This window comes from Rossellomorea sp. KS-H15a, assembly GCF_024195245.1.
Taxonomy (GTDB): Bacteria; Bacillota; Bacilli; order Bacillales; family Bacillaceae_B; genus Rossellomorea; species Rossellomorea vietnamensis.
The window spans coordinates 3,139,071-3,162,666 of record NZ_CP096886.1; the positions used below are offsets into that span (position 1 = coordinate 3,139,071).

At 43.8% G+C, this 23,596-nt stretch carries 20 protein-coding genes and 1 other RNA gene; 3 read left to right on the forward strand and 18 right to left on the reverse strand.

Annotated features, from left to right (window positions below):
• Positions 1 to 18 precede the first annotated feature (18 nt).
• From M1J35_RS16050 to M1J35_RS16070, 5 genes are all read right to left on the reverse strand, one after another.
• Positions 19 to 849 carry a sulfurtransferase gene (locus tag M1J35_RS16050; RefSeq protein WP_254651726.1) on the reverse strand — a complete coding sequence of 277 codons (831 nt, stop codon included), beginning with the start codon at positions 847 to 849 and terminating at the stop codon, positions 19 to 21.
• A complete protein-coding gene (locus M1J35_RS16055) occupies positions 846 to 1,025 on the reverse strand; it encodes a hypothetical protein (protein ID WP_034758519.1) in 180 nt (59 codons plus the stop codon). The genes M1J35_RS16050 and M1J35_RS16055 overlap by 4 nt, the downstream gene beginning before the upstream one ends.
• Positions 1,026 to 1,046: 21 nt before the next feature.
• Positions 1,047 to 4,658, reverse strand: coding sequence for a dynamin family protein (locus M1J35_RS16060; RefSeq protein ID WP_254651727.1), 3,612 nt, complete (start codon positions 4,656 to 4,658; stop codon positions 1,047 to 1,049).
• 1,298 nt (positions 4,659 to 5,956) lie between these two features.
• Positions 5,957 to 6,520, reverse strand: coding sequence for an isoprenylcysteine carboxyl methyltransferase family protein (locus M1J35_RS16065; RefSeq protein WP_224521063.1), 564 nt, complete (start codon positions 6,518 to 6,520; stop codon positions 5,957 to 5,959).
• Between the two features lie 2 nt (positions 6,521 to 6,522).
• The gene (locus M1J35_RS16070) at positions 6,523 to 7,593 is read right to left on the reverse strand and encodes a type III polyketide synthase (RefSeq protein WP_224519666.1); all 1,071 of its coding nucleotides are present in this window, start codon (positions 7,591 to 7,593) and stop codon (positions 6,523 to 6,525) included.
• 192 nt (positions 7,594 to 7,785) lie between these two features.
• On the opposite strand from M1J35_RS16070, the gene M1J35_RS16075 reads away from it, so the two are divergent.
• A complete protein-coding gene (locus M1J35_RS16075) occupies positions 7,786 to 8,235 on the forward strand; it encodes a chemotaxis protein CheX (RefSeq protein WP_098440067.1) in 450 nt (149 codons plus the stop codon).
• Between the two features lie 52 nt (positions 8,236 to 8,287).
• On the opposite strand, the gene M1J35_RS16080 is transcribed toward M1J35_RS16075, so the two are convergent.
• A complete protein-coding gene (locus tag M1J35_RS16080; protein WP_034758496.1) occupies positions 8,288 to 9,058 on the reverse strand; it encodes an SDR family NAD(P)-dependent oxidoreductase in 771 nt (256 codons plus the stop codon).
• Positions 9,059 to 9,113: 55 nt separating this feature from the next.
• The gene (locus M1J35_RS22720) at positions 9,114 to 9,248 is read right to left on the reverse strand and encodes a hypothetical protein (RefSeq protein WP_256503891.1); all 135 of its coding nucleotides are present in this window, start codon (positions 9,246 to 9,248) and stop codon (positions 9,114 to 9,116) included.
• Between the two features lie 371 nt (positions 9,249 to 9,619).
• Here M1J35_RS22720 and M1J35_RS16090 point away from each other — a divergent pair, with 371 nt between their 5' ends.
• Together M1J35_RS16090 and M1J35_RS16095 are read left to right on the forward strand one after the other, a co-directional pair.
• Complete coding sequence (locus M1J35_RS16090; RefSeq protein WP_254651729.1) at positions 9,620 to 10,096, forward strand: cytochrome c oxidase subunit II; 477 nt, start codon at positions 9,620 to 9,622, stop codon at positions 10,094 to 10,096.
• Positions 10,097 to 11,743, forward strand: a complete 1,647-nt coding sequence (locus tag M1J35_RS16095) for a b(o/a)3-type cytochrome-c oxidase subunit 1 (protein WP_254651730.1) — start codon at positions 10,097 to 10,099, stop codon at positions 11,741 to 11,743. It abuts the gene before it with no gap.
• A gap of 75 nt (positions 11,744 to 11,818) precedes the next feature.
• Here M1J35_RS16095 and M1J35_RS16100 read toward each other — a convergent pair whose 3' ends face one another.
• The 11 genes from M1J35_RS16100 to M1J35_RS16150 form a co-directional block, all read right to left on the reverse strand.
• Positions 11,819 to 12,286, reverse strand: coding sequence for a GyrI-like domain-containing protein (locus M1J35_RS16100; RefSeq protein ID WP_229592433.1), 468 nt, complete (start codon positions 12,284 to 12,286; stop codon positions 11,819 to 11,821).
• A gap of 18 nt (positions 12,287 to 12,304) precedes the next feature.
• Positions 12,305 to 13,819 (reverse strand): carboxypeptidase M32, encoded by a 1,515-nt coding sequence (locus tag M1J35_RS16105; protein ID WP_254651731.1) that lies wholly within the window; start codon positions 13,817 to 13,819, stop codon positions 12,305 to 12,307.
• Positions 13,820 to 13,930: 111 nt separating this feature from the next.
• Positions 13,931 to 15,856 (reverse strand): ATP-dependent DNA helicase, encoded by a 1,926-nt coding sequence (locus M1J35_RS16110; protein WP_254651732.1) that lies wholly within the window; start codon positions 15,854 to 15,856, stop codon positions 13,931 to 13,933.
• Between the two features lie 190 nt (positions 15,857 to 16,046).
• Positions 16,047 to 16,217: a hypothetical protein gene (locus M1J35_RS16115; protein WP_156029993.1), complete on the reverse strand. Its 171-nt coding sequence runs from the start codon at positions 16,215 to 16,217 to the stop codon at positions 16,047 to 16,049.
• A gap of 97 nt (positions 16,218 to 16,314) precedes the next feature.
• Positions 16,315 to 17,451 carry a THUMP domain-containing class I SAM-dependent RNA methyltransferase gene (locus tag M1J35_RS16120; protein ID WP_254651733.1) on the reverse strand — a complete coding sequence of 379 codons (1,137 nt, stop codon included), beginning with the start codon at positions 17,449 to 17,451 and terminating at the stop codon, positions 16,315 to 16,317.
• A gap of 152 nt (positions 17,452 to 17,603) precedes the next feature.
• Positions 17,604 to 17,991: RNase P RNA component class B (gene rnpB, locus M1J35_RS16125), an RNA gene on the reverse strand.
• Positions 17,992 to 18,051: 60 nt separating this feature from the next.
• Positions 18,052 to 18,363, reverse strand: a complete 312-nt coding sequence (gene gpsB, locus M1J35_RS16130; protein WP_034758475.1) for a cell division regulator GpsB — start codon at positions 18,361 to 18,363, stop codon at positions 18,052 to 18,054.
• A 116-nt stretch (positions 18,364 to 18,479) separates the two neighbouring features.
• Positions 18,480 to 19,037 (reverse strand): SLOG family protein, encoded by a 558-nt coding sequence (locus M1J35_RS16135; RefSeq protein WP_224519658.1) that lies wholly within the window; start codon positions 19,035 to 19,037, stop codon positions 18,480 to 18,482.
• 251 nt (positions 19,038 to 19,288) lie between these two features.
• Complete coding sequence (locus M1J35_RS16140; RefSeq protein ID WP_079534565.1) at positions 19,289 to 19,600, reverse strand: CotD family spore coat protein; 312 nt, start codon at positions 19,598 to 19,600, stop codon at positions 19,289 to 19,291.
• A gap of 309 nt (positions 19,601 to 19,909) precedes the next feature.
• Entirely contained in the window at positions 19,910 to 21,202 is a 1,293-nt protein-coding gene (locus M1J35_RS16145; protein WP_229592424.1) for a ribonuclease H-like domain-containing protein, read from the reverse strand.
• A 22-nt stretch (positions 21,203 to 21,224) separates the two neighbouring features.
• Complete coding sequence (locus tag M1J35_RS16150; protein WP_224519656.1) at positions 21,225 to 23,489, reverse strand: DEAD/DEAH box helicase; 2,265 nt, start codon at positions 23,487 to 23,489, stop codon at positions 21,225 to 21,227.
• Positions 23,490 to 23,596: the final 107 nt, after the last annotated feature.

Here is a 23,596-nt window from a genome sequence, read left to right on the forward strand (position 1 = left end):
CCAATTAGCTACTCGGTATTATTCTTTTTCCACCCTGTGCTCTTCGTACGAAACCCAATCGCTATAACTTCCTACATATAGCTTCACATCAGTAAATCCGGCTACTTTAAGAGCAATAAAATTTGGGGTTGCCGTTACACCAGATCCACAGTAGACAATGACGGGCTCATCTTTTTTAAGCTTCGAGAAACGTTCCTTCTGCTCATCGGGCCCAAGGAAATACCCTTCATTCATCCCTTCCGTCCATGGAAGGTTGATCGCGCCGGGAATATGGCCCGGAATACGGTCGATCGGCTCTTCCTGACCAGAGAACCGTTCCCTGCTCCTGGAATCAATCAACGGGATCATTCTATCTCCATCAGCAATTTCCCGTATTTCATCCAAAGTGGCCAGAATGCCGTCATTTACGTTCGGATGATAATTTGTTGTAGGATAATGGGGAACGAAGGATTCGGTCTTTTCAGAACCCTTCTTCCACGCGGCAAATCCACCATTCAGGATAAAGACATTTTCATGACCGATATAATGGAATAACCACCAGCACCTGCCCGCAAAAGCCCCTTCCTTCTCATCATAAATCACGATGGTTGTTTGTTTATCGATCCCCGCATCCTCCACTTTACGAAGGAAATTCTTCATATTTGGGAGGGGGTGTCGTCCCCCGTGCTTCTTCGCATAACCGGATAAATCTTTTTCAAGGTCAAAAAAGACGGCACCGGGAATATGGCTTTCATTGTATCCTTCCCGGCCTTCTGCAGGATTCCCTAACGAAAAACGACAATCGATGATTCTGACATCCCCATCGTCCATATGTTCTTTAAGCCACTCCGCATCTACCAGCACACTCATGGTTTCATCCCCCTCTTCTTCATCAATCTCCGCACTTCTTCCTTCGGTTCCCAACAAGAAAACTGATAGGTCGTTTTGGTCTCATAGCCTAATCTTGAACAATAATAGGAGGTCTTCTGCTCTTTTTTCACCCCTTCTATGTGAATACAAGTAGCACAGCAATGATAAGGATTCACTATGGATGTCCTCCTTCTTTTCTAAGCCTCCTCGAGACATATTAAATCCCGTTTCAACTGATCCAGGTCCTGGACGGTCTCGAGTGCTTCAAGATAGGATGTAATCTGATCGGTCACCTGACTTAGCAGCTCCTCTTTAAGCAACTTGAATTCCTCTTCCAAATAGGATTGGCCCCAGGTGTCCAACCTTGACCGTTCCTGTGTCAGGTAACGGTCTGCAGGTTCTTGAAGCAAGGCTTCCAATTTTTCCTGCACCACTTTCTTTCCGCCTTTTTCAAAGAATTGCTTTGGATTCTTGAATGTGGAGAAAACTTCTTCAAATGGTCGCAATTCCGTTTGGTTAAAAGCGCTCTCAAATTCAATGCTCGTTTCATTTTTATAATCCATTGGGGACAGGACGAGATCTTGTTCCACCCGCTGGATTTTTTCTTCCATTGCAGCCCATTGATCTCGGAGCTGCTTCTGAATGAACTGCTGAATCCGCAGGGAGGTAGCCCGCATTTCCTGAGCCAGATCAAACCCGATACTTGATAAAAATTCCTTTAATCCTTCACGGATGGCCTGGGATTGAGATGGATATTGAAGAAATAACCCGGAATGAAATGCTTCTTTATAGAAGTCCGGCACCCTGAAAAATACTCTTTGTTTTACATAATGCACGAGTTCCTTGGATTCCTGCAACATCTCCACTGTAAAGGGATCCCGGGATATGCCGTCAATGATGGATTCAACCTCGGACTTCCGCTCCAGAAGCTCCCTCTTCCTTGATTGTTTATACGTCTTTTCACTGGAAGCGGAGTGGAGATATTGTTGAAAACGCTTCAGCCCTCTCTCCCACTCGCCAAGTGCGGATTCGATACTCATGCTCACTAATTCATTCTGGATGAAGGTTTGGAATTCCTTCTTGAAAGCATCCATCCCCGATTTATGAGATGCAGATTCTTTAAGTGCCTGAAGAGATGATACTCCGAAAATCCTTGGAAAACGGATTCCATATTGAATCAATTGGTCTTCCACATAATCAATGACTTCATTTTTTTCTTTTTCATCACTTGCGAGGTCGATGGCATTGACGACGAAGAACATTTTATCCAGTTCGAAGGTGTCTTTCACTCGGCCCAATTGAATAAGGAATTCCCTGTCTGCCTTGGCAAATGCATGATTATAATAGGTCACAAAAAGAATCGCATCGGCATTCTTGATATATTCGAAAGCAACACCGGTATGGCGGGCATTGATGGAGTCAGCACCCGGTGTATCGACGAGGGTGATCCCCTGTCTTGTTATCTCACAATCGAAATAGAGATCGATGGACTCCACAAAGCAAGCTTTCGTCTCATCGGCTACATATCCTTTATATTCTTCAAGATCGACCTTCCTCCTGCTGCCGAGGGTTTCCTTAAATGAAGGATACCCTGTCAGAAAGGCTTGAAGGAAAGAAAGATGTACATTTTCTTTCCCGCTTCCTTCAGTCGATAAATCTGGTATCATTTCCGCGGCTTCGTCCAGGGAAGATGCATTGCGATTGAAAAACGAAAGGGAATGATTGATGTCTGCCATTAGCTGTTCACCGGTTTTGATGTGTACATGGGCCGTTTCATGCTCACACTCTTCCGATACAGGATTGATCCTGTTGATGGAGGCGGTGGTAGGGTTCGGGCTCACCGGTAGTACTTTTCTTCCTAACAGGGCATTGGCAAACGATGATTTCCCTGCACTGAATGCACCGAATAATGCGATGGTAAAGAATTGACTCGAGAGGCGCTCTCTCTTTCCGTCCAATAGATGTGCCATCTTGGTAAACCCATTGTAATTCCTGAACACATTCGCCATCGTTTCTAACCGTTGAATCGCTTCGTCTTTTGACGAGAGCTGCTCCTTGATGTCCGGGGATTGATTTATGTCGCGTTCTTGTCCCGAGTCCTCTTTACGATCCAGAACCACATCGGAAGCAAGTGTATAGGTTTCTTCTCTCTCTTTCCATTTCACGGTCCATTCTGACATAATCGTCTCCGCACGTGTTGGATCAACTTCCGCTTTCCTCAATCTTCTGATTTGAGCGTCCTTCTCTTCATTGAGTGAATTCCATTGATAAATGATGCCTGTTTTTTTCTGAAGCTCTGCCAGTTCTTCTTCCATGCCGGCATTCTCTTCGGGCGATGAGTTTTCAATTTCGGTTATCAGTCCTTCGATCAACCCGCTCGTTTCATTTCTTGCTTTTCTTTTCAACTCCTCAGAAAGATCATCACAGTATTGGAGAACATAATCACTCGAGACTCCTGCCCCTTGTTTAATTAAATCGACAAGGAAATGATCGTCCACTTCAAGGTTCAATCGGTCCCATTCCACCCGCTGATCAGATGAAGGGATATATTCTTTCACGATGTTTTTACCAAGCGTCTTTAAGTGCCATTCGAGTTGAGATTCGATCCGTGAGTTGATATCCTCTTTGAACCTTTGAAGTCTCAGTGCTTTTTCTTCTTCTGTCTTTTGCTTGGAGAACAGGAAGCCGACTTTGAAGTCCTGTTGCCTGCTTTCCAGGAAGTCCTTTGCTAATTCCCTTGTTTCAAAAGGCATTAAATAAGCATTCTTGAGGATTTCCCTTCGCTCTTCTTCGAATTGATCTTTTATGGATGCGACATCATTTTTTGCCAGTGTATCGACGAGCTTTCTTTCTTTTAGAAGGATGGAGTCTTTCTTTTCCCATTCTTCGTCTGTCAGGAAATCCAGGGCTCTATCCTCAAGTTTTTCAAGCTCTTCCTCATACCATTTCTCATGTTCAGATCTCAATTGCGAAATAGCCGAGACTGCCGAGTCTTCAATCAGTTCATCCTTCTGTTTGACCTGGCCATCAATCAGTGCCTTCAATTTTTCAAGGTCATTGTTAGGATGGTCGGGATTTTTCAAACTTGTAAAAAACGTGCCATCGGGTACTACTCCCCAAGAGGCGAATGAATTTTTGACGCTTTCCTGAAACTCGCTGAAAGATAATTCTTCCTCCTGATGCTTATCGATCTGGTTCACAATCAGATACAATTTGACACCATGACGCACCATTTCCTTGGTGAACTCAAAATTTACCTGTGATTGGACATGGTTATAATCCATTACATAGAAAACTGCGTCGGCAAGGTGAATCGCCGATTCCGTAGACAGCCTGTGGGCATCGTCCGTACTGTCAACTCCCGGAGTATCCAAAACGGAAACCCCTTCAGGCACGGCACTTCTCTCCCGACCGATTTCTACAGAGTATACGTCTTCCCCGTTTTTACAGAAATTCTTAATGGTCTCAAAATCATACGGTGCCTTAAAAAAGAGGGGCTGGGACTGATGATAATGAATCTTTGCAAAGTCCGTTTGGGCATGATGCACCTTTACCAGATTCGCACTGGTTGGAATCGGACTGGATGGCAGGATGTCTTCACCCATCAACCGGTTGATCATCGTGGACTTCCCAGCGGAAAAATGGCCGCAAAAAGCAAGGATCAATTCATGATTATTCAACTTTTCTGCAAGCCGTTCAACCTTGGAAGCCCTCTCCCCATCCCCATTCTGGAGGAAGATGTCGTAGTAAGCCGTAAGTTGGTTTAACGTATTATGTAAATGTGTGCTCTTATGTTCAATCTGACTCATAGTCTAATCTAATTCCTTTCTGCACTTAAGAAGAATGATAACGTTTTTATTTTATCGTATTTGAATCAAATTCTCTATGAAATCCTACCGGAAAGAGTGAGCTGAGATTGATAACAGTATATGCGAAGGATTGAATGAGGGGAAAAGACAATATGGAATCATGTTTCTAAAAGGCTTTATGTAAACTTTGTTGCTATGTAAGGTAGCGAGTAATGGTTGATTTCCGCTTCAGGTGCTCGCTTTCCGCGGGGCTGGCGGTGAGCCTCCTCGGCTTCGCCTGTGGGGTCTCACCTGTCCAGCGTTTCCCGCAGGAGTCAAGCACCTTCCGCTACAATCAACTTTATTGTAATTGGAGGATTAATCTACCTCTGTACACCTCTAGAAAACATCATTTTCTATGTGTGGAGAGGTCAATTTCAGTTTGAATAGTAAATTAAAATGCTGTTTTATTTGTTTTTTCACTGGTAGGCTCTGTTACGCTATCTCATTTAGATGGGGAGGGAACGGCGTAGACTCCTGCGGAAAAACGGACGAGACAAGACCCCGCAGCGAATGCGAGGAGGCTTGGCCGTTCGTCCGCCGGAAAGCGAAGCCGTTCCCCTCACCATCTATCCATACATACATAGACAGGGCCTCAGAGTTCCTATGTTAGAAAACAACAATCTTTGCGAAAAGAGCTTTCTAAAAATAACTAAGTCACGGTTTAGCAGGTGATTAATTGAAGCATTATTGACAAATATCTGACTTTCCGCAATCTGTAACATATACATCAATCCTAAGATCTTTTTGGTAGTTGTCTAATCTGATTTTTCACATATAGAAGCACAGAGTGGATTGGAGCGGAAGGCACTTGACTCCTTCGGGAAATAGAGGAAAAGTCTAGACCCCGCAGGGCAAAGCCCGAGGAGGCTTGACTTCCTCCCCGAGGAAAGCAAGTGCCTGAAGCGGAAAGGAACGGTCCAAGTATAATAGCTGTCACTTTTACAAACAAAGACAAAAAAAGCCTCTTCCGAAGAAGAAGGCCCTGTTTATCGTGTTGTTTCAGTTGCGATTAAGTTTGAGTGAACAAAAGATTTCGAGTTCGACTGGTATGAAGATACGTTCTTCCGCTGTGCCTGATTCTTCATTACATTAGATAATACATACTTCATCGTGAAGCCATACGCTACTACAGTAAACAATATCAAAAACCATACCATTCTTGTCCCCACCCTTTTGTAAAAATACTTGTACTTGAGAATAATTTTCATCTTCAATTAGAATCTTATCAAAGTTGATAATCATTTTCAATAAGAAAATCATTTTTCTTTTTTGAATAGGGGAATCCATCCCTTCGTGTTGAGATGGACCTTCTCATACTCCGTCTCCTCCTTCAGGGCATGTTCCTCGAGAGGGATTCGGATAGAAAGAATGAATTGATTTAATAATGCAAAGATGAAAAGTGTCCAATAGGCTTGAAAAAGCAATGGAACAATCAGGAACTCAAGGGTTACAATCAAATAGTTCGGATGCTTCAAGTGTTTATAGGGACCTTTGGCTATGACCTTAGCTTCGGGGAGGACGATGATCTTAGTGTTCCAATACCTCCCAAGCGAAGCGATCGACCAGATCCTCCCGAGCTGAGTCAGGATAAAACCGCCAAGCAATAACGGCCAATAGTGATTGACACCTGAGTGATAGAACCCCCCCTCTATGACGAGGGAAATGAAAAATGCAACATGGATGCCGACCATCAGCTTATAATGAGCCTGTCCGTATTCTTTTGCGCCCCGCTCCTTCATCCACTTTTCATTCGATCTTGCAATATACAGTTCCACCAGTCTTTGAATCATCAGTACCGAGAAAAACAATACAAAATACAGCATCATTCCCACCTCATCAACAAAAGCTCCGAACTGAACCCAGGTCCCAAAGCAGTGCCAAGACCAATATCTCCCCGTTCACAGCCTTTTTCCATAAATTCCTTGAGGACATAAAGAATCGTGACAGAGGACATGTTGCCATATTCCTTCAATACCCTCATTGATTCAGTTGTCATCCTTTCATCCATTCCTAAAGCATCCATGTAAGCCTCAATCACTTTCTTTCCACCCGGGTGGGCCACAAAATGCTTAATGTCCCGGAGTCCGATCCCGTTCGCTTCAATGAATCCTTCTACATTCGGACGCAGCCAATTTTTCACCAATGTGGGAATGTCCTTCGAAAATACAACATATAATCCATTTTCCTTCACTTCCCATCCCATGACATCCAATGAATCCTGGAGCAGCGTCGACTGAGTGGCAAAGATCGTTGGCAAAGGATGCCGGACGCCTTCTATTGCCGGGCTGTCATCCCCGCAGACAAGGGCACATGCCACACCATCAGCGAAAAGGGACGTCCCGATCAAATTGCTCTTTGATCGATCTCCGTGTTGAAAGGTCAATGAGCAAAGTTCGATCGAAAGAACAAGAACATTTGCCTTTGGAAAGGCCAAGCAATACTCATACGCCCTTGATAACCCCGACGCCCCCCCTGCACATCCCAAACCCCATATCGGAATTCGTTTGATATGGGGAGAAAATGGGAGCCTGTTCATGATCCGGGCTTCCAGACTCGGGGTTGATAGACCTGATGTTGATATGGTGATGATGGCATCGATATCTCCCATTGAGAGCCTATGACGTGAAAGGCTCTTATGGACCACTTTACTCCCCAATTCTACGGCATGGTGGATGAATTCATCGTTCTTTTCCTGAAAGGTATGCTCCTTGGAAAACCACTCCAGGTCCTTTACGAAATAACGGCTTGCTATTTCCCCGTTTTGAAACACATTTATGAGACGTCCTATATCTTTAAAACTTGAAGAAAACAATTGCTTTGCAAATTCAGCGGCTTCATTTTGCGTGATTTTAACTGGCGGAACCTCAGTTTCCACTGAGAGTATTTTCGGCATGCACGACCACTCCTTACACTTCCATATAAGGATAGCTTTTCCACCTAGGCAAAAATCATGTATGAAGTGTTATTTTTGTTTTAAACACCTCTCTATAAATAGTTCTTTAGTATGAAAAGAGGACGAAAATATCATCCTTTAATCCTAGTCCGTATGGTATGATTATAGTGACAAAATACTGGAGGATACGACATGATTTTAACTAAAAGTGTCACCGATATACTTAATAGTTCAGTAGAAGCGATTAAAGGAGTCATCCCTTTGAGTGTTACTGTTTTAAAACCCTCATTGCTGACAGAACCCTTCAGTCAGCATAAGATCGGTGTACTCATCGGGTTCACGGGTGACGTAAGAGGAAGAATGATCATTGATGGAGAAGAAGAGAGCTTTCAAGGTTTGGGAGCATCCATGTTTGGAATGCCCCTTGAAGGTGAAATGCTTGAGTCATTCGCGGGTGAGCTCGGGAATATGATTGCAGGGAATCTAGCTACTCTCCTTGCACAGGCCGGTCATTCACTCGACATCACACCACCGACCGTGATTGTGGGGCAATCGAAGATGTATGGTTTCGACAAAGCCTTAAAACTACCGATTTCCATTGAAAATGTTGGTGATTTTTTAGTGATACTGATGATTGAATAGAAAATAGATAAAAGGCTGACCTTCAGCGAAAGGTCAGCCTTTTATCCTGGAATCAAAAACCGTTGATCGTCATTCCTCCGTCTACAAAGAGGGTTTGTCCGGTAATATAGTTTGAGGCATCCGATGAAAGGAATACCGCCGGGCCTACCAATTCCTCGAGCTCACCGATCCTTTTCAAAGGAGTCACTGCCAGTATATCGTTTACATACTCTTCATTTTGCAGAAGTTCCTTTGTTAAAGGTGTCTTGAAATACCATGGACCGATACTGTTAACATTGATATTGTGTTTTCCCCATTCCATGGCTAATACCTTCGTCATTTGAATCATGGCTGCTTTCGTGGAAGCATATACGACCCCGGTTCTGAGGGCGACGTGGCCTGCGACGGAGGCAATGTTTATGATTTTCCCCCGGCCCCTCTCTTTCATATGCCTTCCTACTTCCTGGCTCATCATAAAGGCTGATTTCAAGTTCGTATCCATGATTTTCTGCCATTCATCATCCGTTACCGAAAGCGCTTCCGAACGTATATTCATCCCTGCATTATTGATCAGGATATCGATGGACAAGCCATGGTCTTCTATGTAGGTGATCACCTTGTTTATTTCATCACGTGATGTCACATCTGTCGGGAGGATATGAGCCTTCCTCCCCAGCTTCTCGATTACACCAGCTGTTTCTTCCAAATCATCCCTGGTTCTGGACAACAGGACTACATCGGATCCTGACTCCGCTAATCCAATACTGAGGGCACGTCCAATTCCCCGGCCTGCACCTGTGACAACGGCCAATTTACCTTTCAATGAAAATGAAGGAACAAACAAATTCCCCACCGCCTTATCTGTTATTCGAATCTTCTTTATTTTAGCACAGTAAGCCTCATCGGTGATCTTTTTTCACTTGCTGATGATGGACCTCGATGTGTATCTTCGCTTCGACCGGCATCCGGCATTGAGGGCACATCATCTTATCAGAGAAGATTTGACAGCATTGTTTACAATAATATTTTTCCATTTGATCATCACCTTCCTCTTCATTCCTACACCTTATGCAAGAGTTCACGAGAATGAACACACCCGAGTGCCTATTTTTAATCATTTCACACTTTTTTCACAAACCACCCCTTTAGGTGTGACATTTATCACAGATTCAAAGAGGTGTACCCGCTTATGATTGAACTATCAATTCAGTGAATAATGAATGGAAGGAATGAGTGGAATGGGAAAACCGGAATTACATCGAAAAACGGAAGTCAAAGTCAAGGAACCCACCTCATTAAAAGGTACATTTACTTCGGTATTATTTTTGGGAGGGTTTTTAATCCTCACATGGCTTGGGGTATTCTTGCTGTTTCTGAATCGTTTTTAATTTAAGGAGTGATTTATATGCATATGCATCGCTATGAGAAATGGTGGTTAACACTGGGAACAGGGTCTCTTATCTTATTTTTAATCATATTGGGTATCAGTGCTTTTCATCAGGGGCATCAGCCTCCAAGCGCAAAGGCATACGTCAATCCGGAGCAGGTGGACAAAATCGCTCCGTTTAACGAACCCGGACTTAAAAAAGTGGAAGGAAAGGCTTGGGATTATGAATTGGTATTTGTGGCCTCCGCTTTTCTCTATACCCCCGGGGAAATTGAAATCCCTAAAGGATCAACACTGAAAATCACGGCTACAACCAAGGATGTTGTGCATGGGTTTGAAGTGGCAGGAACCAATATTAATATGATGCTTGAACCGGGATTTGTCAGTGAATACACTACAACACTCGACAAGGCTGGAGAATTTCTCATTGTTTGTAATGAATACTGTGGTGTCGGTCATCACACGATGAAATCTATGTTAAAGGTGGTGGAGTAGATGAAACCATTTGTAAGAATTGATAAAAAGGATGCTACACTGGCCATGGCTCACATTTACGTAGGGTTTGCTGCTCTGGCATTAGGTGGACTCGCCGGCCTGTTACAGGTTTTGGTCCGTTCAGGCAGATTCACTTTGCCTGCAGGTATCGGGTATTATCAAGTATTGACTGTTCACGGGGTATTACTCGGATTGGTACTGACGACATTCTTTATTCTCGGATTCCAGCATGCTGCCATTTCCCGTACGTCAGGGACTTATTCTGGAAAATCCCGCTTCATGGGGTGGCTGGGATTCTGGGTCATGCTTCTTGGAACGATCATGGCAGCAGTCATGATTTTATTAAATGAAGCTACGGTCCTTTATACATTTTATGCTCCCCTCCAGGCCCATTGGATCTTTTATTTAGGATTGACCTTCGTTGTGGTGGGGAGCTGGCTTGGCGGCGCAGGGATGATCATGAAATATATAAGCTGGAGAAAAGAACATCCTGGACAACCGAGTCCTTTACTGACTTTCATGAGCATCATCAACACCGTCTTATGGATTGTTGCCACCATCGGGGTTGCGGGGACTGTATTATTTCAGCTCCTTCCATGGTCCCTTGGTCTGGTGGACAGGGTCGACGTCCTTGTCAGCCGTACCTTGTTCTGGTATTTCGGTCACCCACTCGTCTATTTCTGGCTGCTGCCCGCTTATATGGCATGGTATGTGATCATTCCGAAAATCATCGGAGGAAAAATCTTTTCAGATTCTTTGGCACGACTTTCCTTTATCCTTTTTCTTCTATTCTCGATACCGGTCGGATTTCACCATCAACTAGTGGAGCCTGGCATTGATGCTTATTGGAAGTTCCTTCAGGTGACCCTGACGTTCATGGTCGTCATCCCTTCCCTGATGACAGCATTTTCTTTGTTCGCAACATTTGAAATGTACGGGAGAAGCAAAGGAGCTACGGGATTATTCGGATGGTTCAAGAAGCTTCCATGGGGTGACGCCCGTTTTACAGTGCCGTTCATCGGAATGGTTGCTTTCATCCCTGCAGGAGCAGGCGGATTGATCAATGCATCCAATCAAATGAATCAGGTGGTCCATAATACGATTTGGGTCACCGGTCACTTTCATTTAACACTGGCCACATCTGTCGTCTTGACCTTCTTTGGAATTGCTTATTGGCTAGTCCCTCATCTGACGGGACGCGTCCTAACGAAAGCAATGAACAAATTGGCCATCGTGCAGGCTATTGTATGGGCCGTCGGAATGAGCATCATGTCTGGCGCCATGCATGCAGTTGGATTACTGGGTGCACCAAGAAGGTCTTCATATTCCACTTATGGGGATGCACCTCAGGCAATGGATTGGATCCCCTACCAAATAGCACAGGCGATCGGGGGCACGATCCTTTTCATGGGTATCATTCTCGTTCTATACATCTTTATCAACCTGGCATTCTTCGCTCCCAAGGGAGAGGAGGAATTCCCTGTCGGTGAAACGGCTGATACAGCCGAAAGGACACCAATGGCACTCGAGAACTGGCGGATCTGGTTAACCATCCTGGCCGCTCTCATCCTCGTCGCCTACACCGTACCATTCATCGACATGATCCAAAACGCCCCACCCGCATCTAAAGGTTATAAAATGTGGTGACAAGAAAAGCGGAAGGGGCTCGCTCTGGGGCGACAAGTATAAGAAAAGGCTGCTTCAAATGAAGCAGCCTCCTTTTTATTTCAGTTTAATTGGGACAAACAGCTCTAATTTCCTTTTATCTTCCGTTTCGTTGATTTCACGGTCCTGGGATAGGTACTTCTCAACACTCAGTCTGGAGTAGTCTTTTTCATACCCATTCTCTTTAATCCAATTAAAGATGGCGAAATAGGCTTGTTCCACTTCCGTCGACAGTCCTTCATAAAGGGCATGTGCATATTCACCTGCAGGAAGTGACAGTTCCACCAACCCAGGTGGAAGTTTCTCCACACGATCAACTTCAACGGTACAATAATACGTAAAATCAGTTGCCCTATCATGGAATGGTGCGTATATGCATTCATCTCCATTTATATAGTGAATGGATGGGATCATCTGTTGAAACTTCGTGAATAGTCTCGGGATCTCGGACCCTCTTCCATATGGACCTGTCCAGCCTATTCCAACAAGCAATTTATCCTCTAGTGATGCTACATTAATTTCCATGATTCTTGCCTCCAATAGTTAATTTAAGGAATATACCTTTGAATACTTCTCCGTTAAATAATCGGCCAAGTATTGGGCATTGAGCCCTTCTCCAGTCACTTCCCTGATGATTTCAAGCGGTTTTTTCATCTTGCCCCATTGATGAACATGTTCGGTCAACCATTCTCTCACGGGAGCAAGATCCCCTTTTTCCAGGAGCTCTTCATAATGGGGAATATCTTCTACCATTGCACGCTTTAACTGAGCAGCATACATATACCCAAGCGCGTATGACGGAAAATAACCAAAGCTTCCACCTGCCCAATGAACATCCTGGAGGACACCTTCTCCATTATGGGAAGGACGGATACCTAAGTACTCTTCATACTTCTGATTCCAGATTTCAGGAAGATCCTTCACTTCAATCTCATCATTGAACAATCCTTTTTCAATTTCATAGCGGATGATGATATGGAGGGCATATGTTAATTCATCTGCTTCGATCCGGATCAACGAAGGCTTCGATTCATTGATCGCTCTGTAGAAATCGTCCAATTCAACAGAATCAAACTGTCCAGTCGAATGATCCTTCAATAACGCATAATTTTGCTTCCAGAAAGAATGGTCCCTGCCAACAAAATTTTCATAAAACAGGGATTGAGACTCATGGATACCCATGGATGTTCCTGTACAAAGGGGTGTGCCCATTAAATCCTTTGAAATGTTCTGTTCATACAGGGCATGTCCACCTTCGTGGATTGTTCCGAAGACGGCTGTCCTCCAATCCTTTTCGTCATATTTAGTTGTTACCCTTACATCACCAGGGTTCAAACCAATCGCGAACGGATGGACCGTTTCATCCAGTCTTCCTGAATTGAAATCATACCCCATTTGTTCAAGAATTTTTAAACTGAAATCCTTTTGACGTTCCTTTGGAAAGTGTTCAAAAAGGAAATCGGTTTTTGGCTTATGTTCCGATTTTGAAATCTTATGTACGAGTGGGACAATCTGATCACGAAGATCTCCAAACACCTTATCCAATACCTCTACCGTCACACCCGGCTCATACATATCCAGTAATGTATTGTATTTATTATCTTCGTATCCCCAATAATCAATGAAGCGTTTTGTGAAAGCCACAAGCTTTTCTAAATAAGGCTTGAACATATCAAAATCCGCTTTTTCTTTCGCTTCTTCCCATTTCCCTTCCGCTTTCGACTGCAATACCACGTATTCTCTGTATTCAGAGACGGGAATCTTTTTATTTCGATCGTACTCTTTTTGACACTCTTCTATCAGTTTTTGTGTCATGGGATCCAGTTGATCCATCACTGGAGATAGTTTCGCTAAGTAAGCGGCCATTTCATTGGAAGTGGACATCTCGAACAACTCCGATGAAAGCATACCAATCACTTCTGACCGTTGTTCAGCCCCATTTTTTGGTGCGCCTGTACGCAAATCCCAGAACATCAACCCAAGTGCTTCGTTGTAGGCCGACATTTTTTTTGCATATTCGTGAAATTGATCTTTTGTCTCTAGTATAGATTCTTTCATTCAAAAAGCCCCCTTTTTTTAACATTCAATCTATTTTATCATATTTTTCTGGCAACTTGGGTCCAGAACAATTTAAAAAACCGCCTATTCAGGCGGTTTCGGTTCACTCTATTATACGTTCAACACTTCGATTCCAACGGGAAGGACGGACTCTGCCAATTCTCTATATGTGGTTTCATCATCATTCAACAGAACGTGAACACTCCCCTTGTCATCACTTGTCCGAATCAGACGTCCGATTCCCTGTCTCAGACGAAGCATCATGTAAGGAAGATCCACCTCTTCCACGGAATGAGTGGCATGCTTTCGTTTCGCATCAAAGACAGGGTCTTTTGGCGGGAAAGGAAGTGAGTAAATGATCACTTGTGAAAGGGAATCCCCCGGCACGTCCAATCCTTCCCATAGGTGATAGGAACATAGGACCGTAGACGTTTCCTGCTGGAACTGTTCCACCGTATCACTGATTTCACGGTCACCTTCATAGATGACACTCCAGTTTTGATCCGGCTGCTGAATCTGATAGGCCCTAAAGGCGTTCATCTCATCCTTAGATGTAAAAAGAATCAATGATTTCCCTTGATTACTCTGTAATTTTTCCCAAACATATTGATTTTTCGAATCGACACCGGAATCCAATGAAGGAATATGTGCCCTCATCATCTCCTCATATTCATAAGGGGATTCCACTGAGAATTTTTCATATGTCTCAATCCCCAGTGATCGGGACACATAAGAAAAGTCCCCATTATAGGAAAGGGTGGCTGAAGAAAAGATAAATGGGATGTTTTGACTGAAAACCTGTTCTTTTAGAATTTCTTCGACTAATCTCGGCATCACCACAAAGGTGTGTTCTTCCTCTGATGTTTCCAGCCAGTAGATTCCTTTTTCATCATCTAAGAACAGTTTCAAAGAATACTGAATCTGTTCCAGATATTCTTCCACTACTTTTAACAGGTAATCATCCATCACATACATTTCGCTTTCAAAAACAAGCTCATTCAGCAGGTTCTCGATTTTTTCCGTAAGAGACCTGGCCTGCTGCAAAATCGCCTCTGAACGCGTGATATACTGCCTGTCGGATCCAGTTTCCCCTTTGGAATCTTTCTCCAGAAGCCCGAACCACTTTTCATTGTCGAGCATGATATCTTCAATGATATAAAGAGTCTCCTCCCTCATATCAGATGAAGACAGCTTTTCTAACAGTCCCTCAAGAGTCTCCATCCTCATCCGGTAGGTCATCGCTTTCTGTGAAGCAAATTCCAACAGATGCCCTTCGTCAAAGACCACTGAGCTTGCTTCCGGAAGGAGCGGCAGCTGACCTTCCCGCTTTCTGCTGTCTTTCGTCCAGATATGTTCCATATAAAAATCATGGGAACAAATGATCAAGTCAGACGCATTCCGATAATGCTCACGATGAAGCGTAAGTCCACAGCGATGACGATAGGCACAGGACATGCAGTCCTGAAGGGAATCCCAGCCTACAGAACTCCACTCTTCATCTGACAAGCCGGCATATTCTTTACGATCCCCGTAATGAGTGAAGCTTCTCATAGAGGAATTGTCATGGACGAAGCCCGGCAATTCTTCCCACATCTCCTGATAGACATCCTTTTGAGAAGCATTCTCTTCTAACTTCTTGATACAAAGATATTGCTCCCTCGATTTGGCCAGACGGACATCTATATCAAGATCCAGTGCATTCTCAAGCTTCTCTATATCCCCTTCTTTTTTGACGATCTGCTCGATGAGGGTTTCATCCGCACAAGCAATGATGGCAGGCTTTCCCGTATACCTTGCATAGGAAAGGGCATATAATAGATACACAAGGGTTTTCCCTGTTCCAACACCTGCTTCTGCAAACATGACCTGCTTATTCTTGTATGCCTGATTTAGTTGAAAGGCCATGAAAACCTGTTCATCCCGCAGGTCAAATCCTTTCTCTGGCAATATATCATAAAAAACATCCCCGACCCAATCGGATAATGCTTCATAAAAGGATTGCTCCTTGGTTAATTCGAATGGTAATTTTCTTCTCATATGAACCTCCTGCATGACACAATATTTCTAATTTACTAGAATTCATTCTTATTGAAAAGGTGTAACCGATATTTTATCTAAGGACTTTCTATAATAAGAAGTACATTCTACCCAAAAAGAAAAGAGACTCTCCATACAAAGGGTGAGTCTACCAGTTGTATGGATGTCTCTAGCTTCGGAGAGAGTGCACTCAGTCGTATATTCTCTTTTTTAATAATTCATACTGAAATGCCTGATCCAGGTTTTTGGATGCTTCATGAAGGTCAAGATGTACGGCCTCCGCTTCTTCACCTGAAATGGAAGAAATAGAGCTTTGTAAGGCTTGATAGATTTTGTGGAAATCGATGAAAGAATGGTCCATCCTCTTTCACTCCTCTAAAAATGATAGAACTATTATACGCAGGAAATGAAAGGGTTATTCTCAACTTCATCATCTTTTTCCAACAATACGAATCAGATCACTTTCTTGGGGGGCGCGGCCCGAAAAATTGATAATAGTCTGTCCTTATAAATCCATTGAACAATTTCCGTTTTTTTGTAGCTTGTTTCCCGTAGCATTGTTCAAAATTTTCATGGGACGTCAGCATGTAAACAGACCATGTATCCAATTTTTCAAAGGCCCTTCCCATTTCTTGATACATTTTCTCTACTTCTTTCCGTTCACCCAGACGTTCACCATATGGAGGGTTTCCGACGATGATGCCGTATTCTAATTCCGAAGTGAAATCACGCACTTGCATTTGCTTGAATTTCACCAGGTCCCCAAGTCCTGCTTCCAGGGCATTCTCTTTGGAAACTTCAATCATTCGATGATCGATGTCGGTACCCAGTATTTCAAGGGGCTGATCATAGTTTGCCAAATCCTCGGCTTCCAGACGCGTTTTCTCCCACACATCGGCAGGCATCAACGGCCACTTTTCTGACAGAAATTCACGATTGAAGCCGGGAGCGATATTTTGTCCGATCAGCGCAGCTTCGATGGCAATGGTCCCTGAACCGCAGAATGGATCCACGAAAGGACGATCTGGATTCCAGGTCGTTAATTGAATAAGGGCAGCTGCCAGCGTTTCCTTTAAAGGCGCTTCACCTTGTCCGATTCTATAACCCCGTTTATGGAGACCTTGACCACTTGTATCCAGGGTGATGCTTGCCACGTCTTTGTGGATGGCCACTTCAATCTTGAATAGAGGACCGGTTTCGTCCAGCCATGACGATCGCTTGTAGGCCGTTCGCAGCCGTTCCACTATCGCTTTTTTCACGATGGCCTGACAATCTGGGACACTGTAAAGTTTTGATTTAACGGATTTCCCCTGCACCGGGAACTCTGCATCTACAGGGAGAAAGTCCTCCCACGGAAGCTTCTTTGTATTTTCAAATAGTTCGTCAAAGGAATAAGCCTTGAACTCACCGACAAGGATTTTGATTCTATCAGCGGTTCTCAACCACATATTGGCCCGTGCAATGGCCGTTTCATCTCCCTTGAAGATGACCTTTCCATTTTCGACCTGACATTCATATCCCAATTCCTTCACTTCTTTGGCAACAATGGATTCTAAGCCCATCGCTGCCGTTGCGATCAACGTATATGTACTCATCTTTGTCACCCCGTTCATTAATATGCCACTACCACTAGTATGGTCCGGTTTCCTGTAAAATAAAAAGGACTGATACAAAAGAGCAGTGTATTACCTGCATGTATCAGTCACTTGCATTATTTAATCCATATTGCTCTTATCCCGTAATAGTGTTCTGTAAGCCATGTTTTGTTCCGTTGTACTGCAGGCGACTGTTCGTCTCGTACTCGGGTGGTAATCATCTATCTACAAAGGAAATTCCTTTGTCCCTCTCTTCGTTCAATTCCTTTGAGAGGATTCCCCTACCAAATTTGGGTTTCTCGCTCGTGGGGTTTACCTCGTTCCACTCCTGCCATTTCTAACAGGACTTCGTCACTGTGGCACTTTCAAAGTAGTCACACCATATCCTCCGTAAAGGACGTAGGTGTTTTCCCTGCCGTCAGCCCGGGTTGGACTGCCCTAGCTTATGAATTGGCTAGGCACGAACACTACGTGCATCTCAGCACCGTGCGAGCATGGACTTTCCTCTACAACGAATCGTTGCAGCGATTACCCAAACACCATTAAGGATCAGCAATACCTAATTATACGGTAAATCCCCCAATAATTCAACTGGAAATATCAGTCGTATAATTTGTTACCAAAAACGTGTTTCTCTAAATTAGACAAACGTTTTAAAATATCGAAATTCGTGGTTCCGGTCTGTTGAGGCGGAGCCGCTGAACGCTGTTGTTTCAAAGCACCCTCAGCCTGCTTTTTCAATCGCAGGTTTTCCTGCTGTAAGTCTTCTATCTCCTGATGAAAGGTTTCATAGTCTTTAATAATCAAATCTAAAAATTTATCCACATCTTCCGGCTTATATCCCCGCATTCCACTTTTGAACTCTTTTTCAAGAATATCCTTTGCCGTTAACTTCACTTTATCTGAGATCATTCTATTCACCTCTATATTTATCACTATCATTTTTTCAAATAACCGTCAATTTGTCAATTGTATTTCATACTTCCGTGATTCCAACCCCTCTAAAAAAATCGTGAAAGCATGATTCATCAGTCTCTCTTCCACTGTTCCTCTTCAACGATCCACTGTAAATCATGGAAGCTGATTGCCCTGAGGTCAAAAGATGGGTCGGATTGTTTCTTTTTTTTCGCTTCTTCATAGAAATATTTAGGCGAGCCTTCTTTTTCCTCATCGTATAGAATCACACACGAATGGCTTTTGTGTAAAAATAATTGATTCTTGTTACGGAACTGCTGAGGATTCTTATAAGGATCCTTCGAGATGGTTTCGACAAAATCGGCTTGAGAAAGAATCAGTTCATAGTATTCCTTATTCTGTTCGTTCCAGTTTTCCTCCTGAGAAATAAAAGGGGTCAGCACGGCAAGTTTAAGATCAGCGTAGTCTTCCTGAAGCTCATATACAACTTCCGCTCCCCAGAGCTCTACACCAAGCTGCCCGCTGATGAGGACCCATTCTAATCCTTCATCCAGGAGGGATACCAGTTCTTTCTTCAATGCTTGTTTTATGTAATGAACCGCTTTGTCATCCTGCTTGAAAATTCCTAATTCAAAGGATTTATATCCAGTAATGCATGCAACATTCCCCACATGGAAAACCCCTTTAATAAACTTTGGGCACCTTCGATTCTCTTTACTAGCGTACCCCAAACCTTCTCACTCTATTGTATCATATTTCACGGATTTCTGAGACGGGGAAATATCCATCTCGGGATCTCTCGCCATAAAAAAGAAGAGATGCCTCCATAAATACTGCATCCTCCTTAGGAAAGTGATACAGTGCCGGGCACTGTATCACTGAATGCAGTCTTTAGAGTCATCCCTCTGATATCATGATGATATTATCTTCCCATACCGTATGGTCCGAATGGCGGTCTTGGACGAGGTCCGAATCCCGGGCCTCCCGGTCCTACTGGGCCTCCTGGGCCTCCTGGTCCCCCACCACAATTAAACTGCTGGTGAGACACACTGTCTACTTGAGATTGAGTGTGAGGGAAATAATGTTTATGTTGATACATGACATTATTCACATTGGTTGTGTGTGTCGGGTGAATATGAGGCACCTCATAGGTAGTCATGTTGTGATTCACACAACATTTCGTCGGGTGCATAACTGCAGGAAGCACTTGATTAGGTCTTGGTCTACAATACATCGTAACGCTCTCCTTTCATCTCTTAGTGATTACACTTATAGCCTATGAAACGAAGAGGGTACATGTACTAATGCAAATACCTATTTTTAGGAGCTATTTGCGAATACTTACATCAAGCTATATAAACTTTGTGAATAATTGGTAAAAACAAAGGCTGTTAAACCAATGACGACAAAGAACAAAATTAAGATGGCACGGTTCACTTTCATCATTCCTTTTTTCATAAAAAATTTTCAACACAATTAATTATTTTACATCTACTTTAGAAAATTCTCAATATAAAAATAAGAAGATGGAACCACTTTCACTCTATAAATTTTCCTCTTCGCTCCTTCGGGTAACAAAACCTATATTTTTGTCTATTTTATTCTCGATCCTAACCTTGCGATGATTCAGATTTCCTACTATTTTGAGGTGCTTCCCCTTTGTTTCCCCTGTATGTTCCGCCAGAGCCAGAAGGCGGTTGCACATCTCCAGAGCACGCTGCAGGTCCTTTGTTTTGTGCTCATACAATTTGGCCAATTCCAACAGGACCACTTTCCGTATGGGAACAGGTGCATTTTCATGGATGCCCTCCCACAACTCAATAGCCTTTTGTTCCCGTTTTTCTTTTTTATATTGAAGGGCAAGCTGGTGTACTGCCTTAAAGTTCGGCTCTCCGTTCTCTTTAATGATTTCCTCGTAGCGTTCCTTGGCTATTTTCCTGTTACCCGTATACTCAAGCCATCTGCCGACTTCGAACCGTTCATGCCCTGTCGCCTTGTCATGGACGTTCAAGAGCTGGAACGTCAGATGTGTATAAAGCGTGATGAGGGATAAGATATCCAGCTCGTTGTGGGTCATGACCTTGAAGATCCCTTCAGGGTCTCTACGCTCGATATAGTCGAAATAAATCATGGGTGCAAGGTATCCGGGCACATCATCAATCCTGTTAAACCCAAGGATGTTCCTTTCAACGTTCATGAGCTTGACGGAGTCCAATTTATGCTTAAAGAGTCTTCTGGAACCGTGGTAAAGGTCAAAATGCCCAAATCCAGGCAGTTTCGGTACATGATCCTTAATAAGGGTATGCCTTGTCTTGACCTGGGGCCAATCAAAGGCTTTCCCATTGTACGTCACCAGGGTATTGTAATCCACATTGCTCAAGAAGCTGTGGTATAAAGGGATTTCGCTTCCCGGCTGCGGAAGGAAGTGCTGCGTGACGATCACTTCTTTATCCGTTACTCTTCCATGTCCCAAAAGGAAGATGGTATTTCCCACCCCTCCGCCAAGTCCTGTCGTTTCCGTATCGAAAAAAAACATATCTTCATGACTAAGACCTTTGGAAGACAGGGGATGGTCCCCTGTAAACCCCTGCCATGCATCAACGGCTTTTATAAAATCCTTAAAGGTGTAATCCCCATGTTGGTGATGAATGGGATAACGCTTTTCCTTTACCAGGCAATAATCATCATCAATATAATACGCAGTCGTTCCATTTTCTTTCCATAGATCCCAAAAGGGGAGATCTGCTGAATGGTCTGCAGGTCGACCTGCAGGCTCCCCGTCTTCTTCCCGGATAATATGCTTTTTCATTCTTGTTAATTTATTTTTCAATGACATATCGGTTTCCTCCTTCCATTTTTCATTGAAGGAATTGACGAAGAAGTTTCAAAGAGTCAAGTTTCGCCGAATCCATAGAATGCTCCATCCCGATACAGGACGGACAGCCGCTTTGGCATGGGCATCGCTCAATCATGGAAGTCGTCTCTACAAGAATCTTCTCTATCTGTTCATATACCTTTTCACTGAGCCCGATGCCGCCAGGATACCGGTCGTAAATAAAGATGGTGGGCAGCTCATTATGGGCAGCCTTGATTTGTGGAACCACAAAAATATCGCTCGGGTCGCACATGACAAATAATGGGATGATCGATTTCAAGCTTTGGGAAGCCCCGATAAGCCCCTCTTCAAGCCTTTCCTGGCTGAAAGATTCTGCGTCTTTTAATGAAATCCAGCTGGAACTTGTATGGAGCTCCTCTTCAGGTAGATGAATCGGACCTGATCCGATATTTTCATGGGTATCAAATTTGATTTTTTTGAAAATCGTGGCCATCGCTTGAACTGTCACATCCCCGAATGCCACATCGAACATGTCTGACTCTCTCATTTTGTCTGTTTCGAGTACCCTTAATTGGACGGCCAGATTGGCGTCCGTAAAATAATCCACGTCCACTTCCCTTACGAATGCCTTCTTTTCCTCCCAGTCCAGCTTCTCCACTTGGAACTGTACACCTTGATGTAAATAGATCGCTTCATCATGAAGTAAAGTCATGGCTGAGAAACGGTCCATTTCCCCGATGACCTTCACGGCTGAAATATCGGTTTGATCGATGATGATGACATTTTCCTGCGATGCCGAACGAAGACTGATGTTATGTGCAGGGAAAACATCGTTCATCCAATACCACTTGTCACCATTTTTATGAACGACCCGCTCTTCTACGAGAAATTCCAGTATATCTTCCATTTCATGACTGCCAAATTGCTCTCCTTCCCTGAAGGGCAACTCATAAGCAGCACACTTGATATGATCGATGAGAATGATTAAATTATCAGGATTGATCCGCGCGGTTTCAGGAGTCTGCTCAAAGAAATAATCCGGGTGTTCGATGATGAATTGATCCAGCGGACTGGAGCTCGCCACCATGATGACCAGGGACTCACCATGTCTTCTCCCCGCCCTTCCTGCCTGCTGCCAGGCACTTGCGATCGTGCCGGGATATCCCGTCATGATACATACTTGCAATTGGCCGATGTCGACACCCAGTTCAAGGGCATTTGTACTGACAACCCCATATATATCACCCTGCCTCAAGCCTCTTTCAATTTCTCTTCGCTGGGTGGGAAGATACCCACCCCGGTAGCCCCTGATCGATTTCGCACCTAATTGACTTTTCACCAACTCTTGTAAATAGGTCAGAATGATCTCCACCCGCACTCTACTTCTCGCGAATATGATGGTTTGCACTTTATTTTTCAATAGCTCGCCAGCGATTCTCCTCACCTCGAGCGTTGCACTGCGACGGATATTGAGGGGTTTATTGACGATGGGGGGATTGTAGAAAACGAAATGTTTCTTTGCACTAGGGGCCCCGTTATTGTCTATTAAATTCATTTCCGTTCCTGTCAATTGCTCCGCCAGTTCTTTAGGATTGGCGATCGTTGCGGATGTACAGATGAATACGGGTGAAGCTCCGTAAAACTCACAAATGCGTTTCAGTCTTCTGATCACATTGCTTACATGGGACCCAAACACCCCTCTATATATATGAAGTTCATCGATAATGACGTATTTCAGGTTCTCAAAGAGGGACACCCATTTCGTATGGTGAGGAAGGATCGCCGAATGCAGCATATCAGGATTTGTAATGACGATATGTCCGGCCTTCCTCACCTTTTGACGGATATTTGCAGCTGTGTCCCCGTCGTATGTATAGCTATTGATGGAAACCTCGGCCTCTGCGATGATTTCGTTCAGCTCACTCTTCTGGTCCTGGGCAAGTGCCTTCGTAGGGAAGATATACAATGCACGGGAATCCGGCTGATCCAGAATGGTTTGAAGTACAGGAAGATTGTAGCAAAGGGTCTTACCAGAAGCGGTTGGTGTGACGGCTGTGAAACTTTTCCCTTCCATGGCAAGCTGGAAAGCGGAACTTTGATGGGTATATAGCCGTTCCACCCCTCTCCTGTGCAACGCTTTTTTAATTCTTTCATCTATTTCAAATGGCAAGTCTACCAATTGAGCAGGTTTTTCATCAATTGTATGCCAATGAACAATCTGTTTATTGAAATCAGGATCTTTCTTAAAATATTCAATCAACTGCTGAAGGTTGTTCCTCTTAAACATCTCTATCACCTCTCCTACTCATTTTACCGAATCTATGTTCGAAACTAAAGTAAAAAAACCACCTTTCCATATTCATCCTTGTCCAAAAGGGAATGCGACGAGGGAAA

What these genes read in the sequence shown, in the direction of transcription:
- M1J35_RS16120 (WP_254651733.1), bottom strand. Translation starts at nt 17,451, where the DNA reads ATGAGTACATATACGTTGATCGCAACGGCAGCGATGGGCTTAGAATCC.
- M1J35_RS16060 (WP_254651727.1), bottom strand. Translation starts at nt 4,658, where the DNA reads ATGAGTCAGATTGAACATAAGAGCACACATTTACATAATACGTTAAAC.
- M1J35_RS16110 (WP_254651732.1), bottom strand. Translation starts at nt 15,856, where the DNA reads ATGAGAAGAAAATTACCATTCGAATTAACCAAGGAGCAATCCTTTTAT.
- M1J35_RS16075 (WP_098440067.1), top strand. Translation starts at nt 7,786, where the DNA reads ATGATTTTAACTAAAAGTGTCACCGATATACTTAATAGTTCAGTAGAA.
- M1J35_RS16105 (WP_254651731.1), bottom strand. Translation starts at nt 13,819, where the DNA reads ATGAAAGAATCTATACTAGAGACAAAAGATCAATTTCACGAATATGCA.
- M1J35_RS22720 (WP_256503891.1), bottom strand. Translation starts at nt 9,248, where the DNA reads ATGGAAAAATATTATTGTAAACAATGCTGTCAAATCTTCTCTGATAAG.
- gpsB (WP_034758475.1), bottom strand. Translation starts at nt 18,363, where the DNA reads ATGATCTCAGATAAAGTGAAGTTAACGGCAAAGGATATTCTTGAAAAA.
- M1J35_RS16095 (WP_254651730.1), top strand. Translation starts at nt 10,097, where the DNA reads ATGAAACCATTTGTAAGAATTGATAAAAAGGATGCTACACTGGCCATG.
- M1J35_RS16150 (WP_224519656.1), bottom strand. Translation starts at nt 23,489, where the DNA reads ATGTTTAAGAGGAACAACCTTCAGCAGTTGATTGAATATTTTAAGAAA.
- M1J35_RS16050 (WP_254651726.1), bottom strand. Translation starts at nt 849, where the DNA reads ATGAGTGTGCTGGTAGATGCGGAGTGGCTTAAAGAACATATGGACGAT.
- M1J35_RS16140 (WP_079534565.1), bottom strand. Translation starts at nt 19,600, where the DNA reads ATGTATTGTAGACCAAGACCTAATCAAGTGCTTCCTGCAGTTATGCAC.
- M1J35_RS16145 (WP_229592424.1), bottom strand. Translation starts at nt 21,202, where the DNA reads ATGTCATTGAAAAATAAATTAACAAGAATGAAAAAGCATATTATCCGG.
- M1J35_RS16100 (WP_229592433.1), bottom strand. Translation starts at nt 12,286, where the DNA reads ATGGAAATTAATGTAGCATCACTAGAGGATAAATTGCTTGTTGGAATA.
- M1J35_RS16070 (WP_224519666.1), bottom strand. Translation starts at nt 7,593, where the DNA reads ATGCCGAAAATACTCTCAGTGGAAACTGAGGTTCCGCCAGTTAAAATC.
- M1J35_RS16115 (WP_156029993.1), bottom strand. Translation starts at nt 16,217, where the DNA reads ATGGACCATTCTTTCATCGATTTCCACAAAATCTATCAAGCCTTACAA.
- M1J35_RS16090 (WP_254651729.1), top strand. Translation starts at nt 9,620, where the DNA reads ATGCATATGCATCGCTATGAGAAATGGTGGTTAACACTGGGAACAGGG.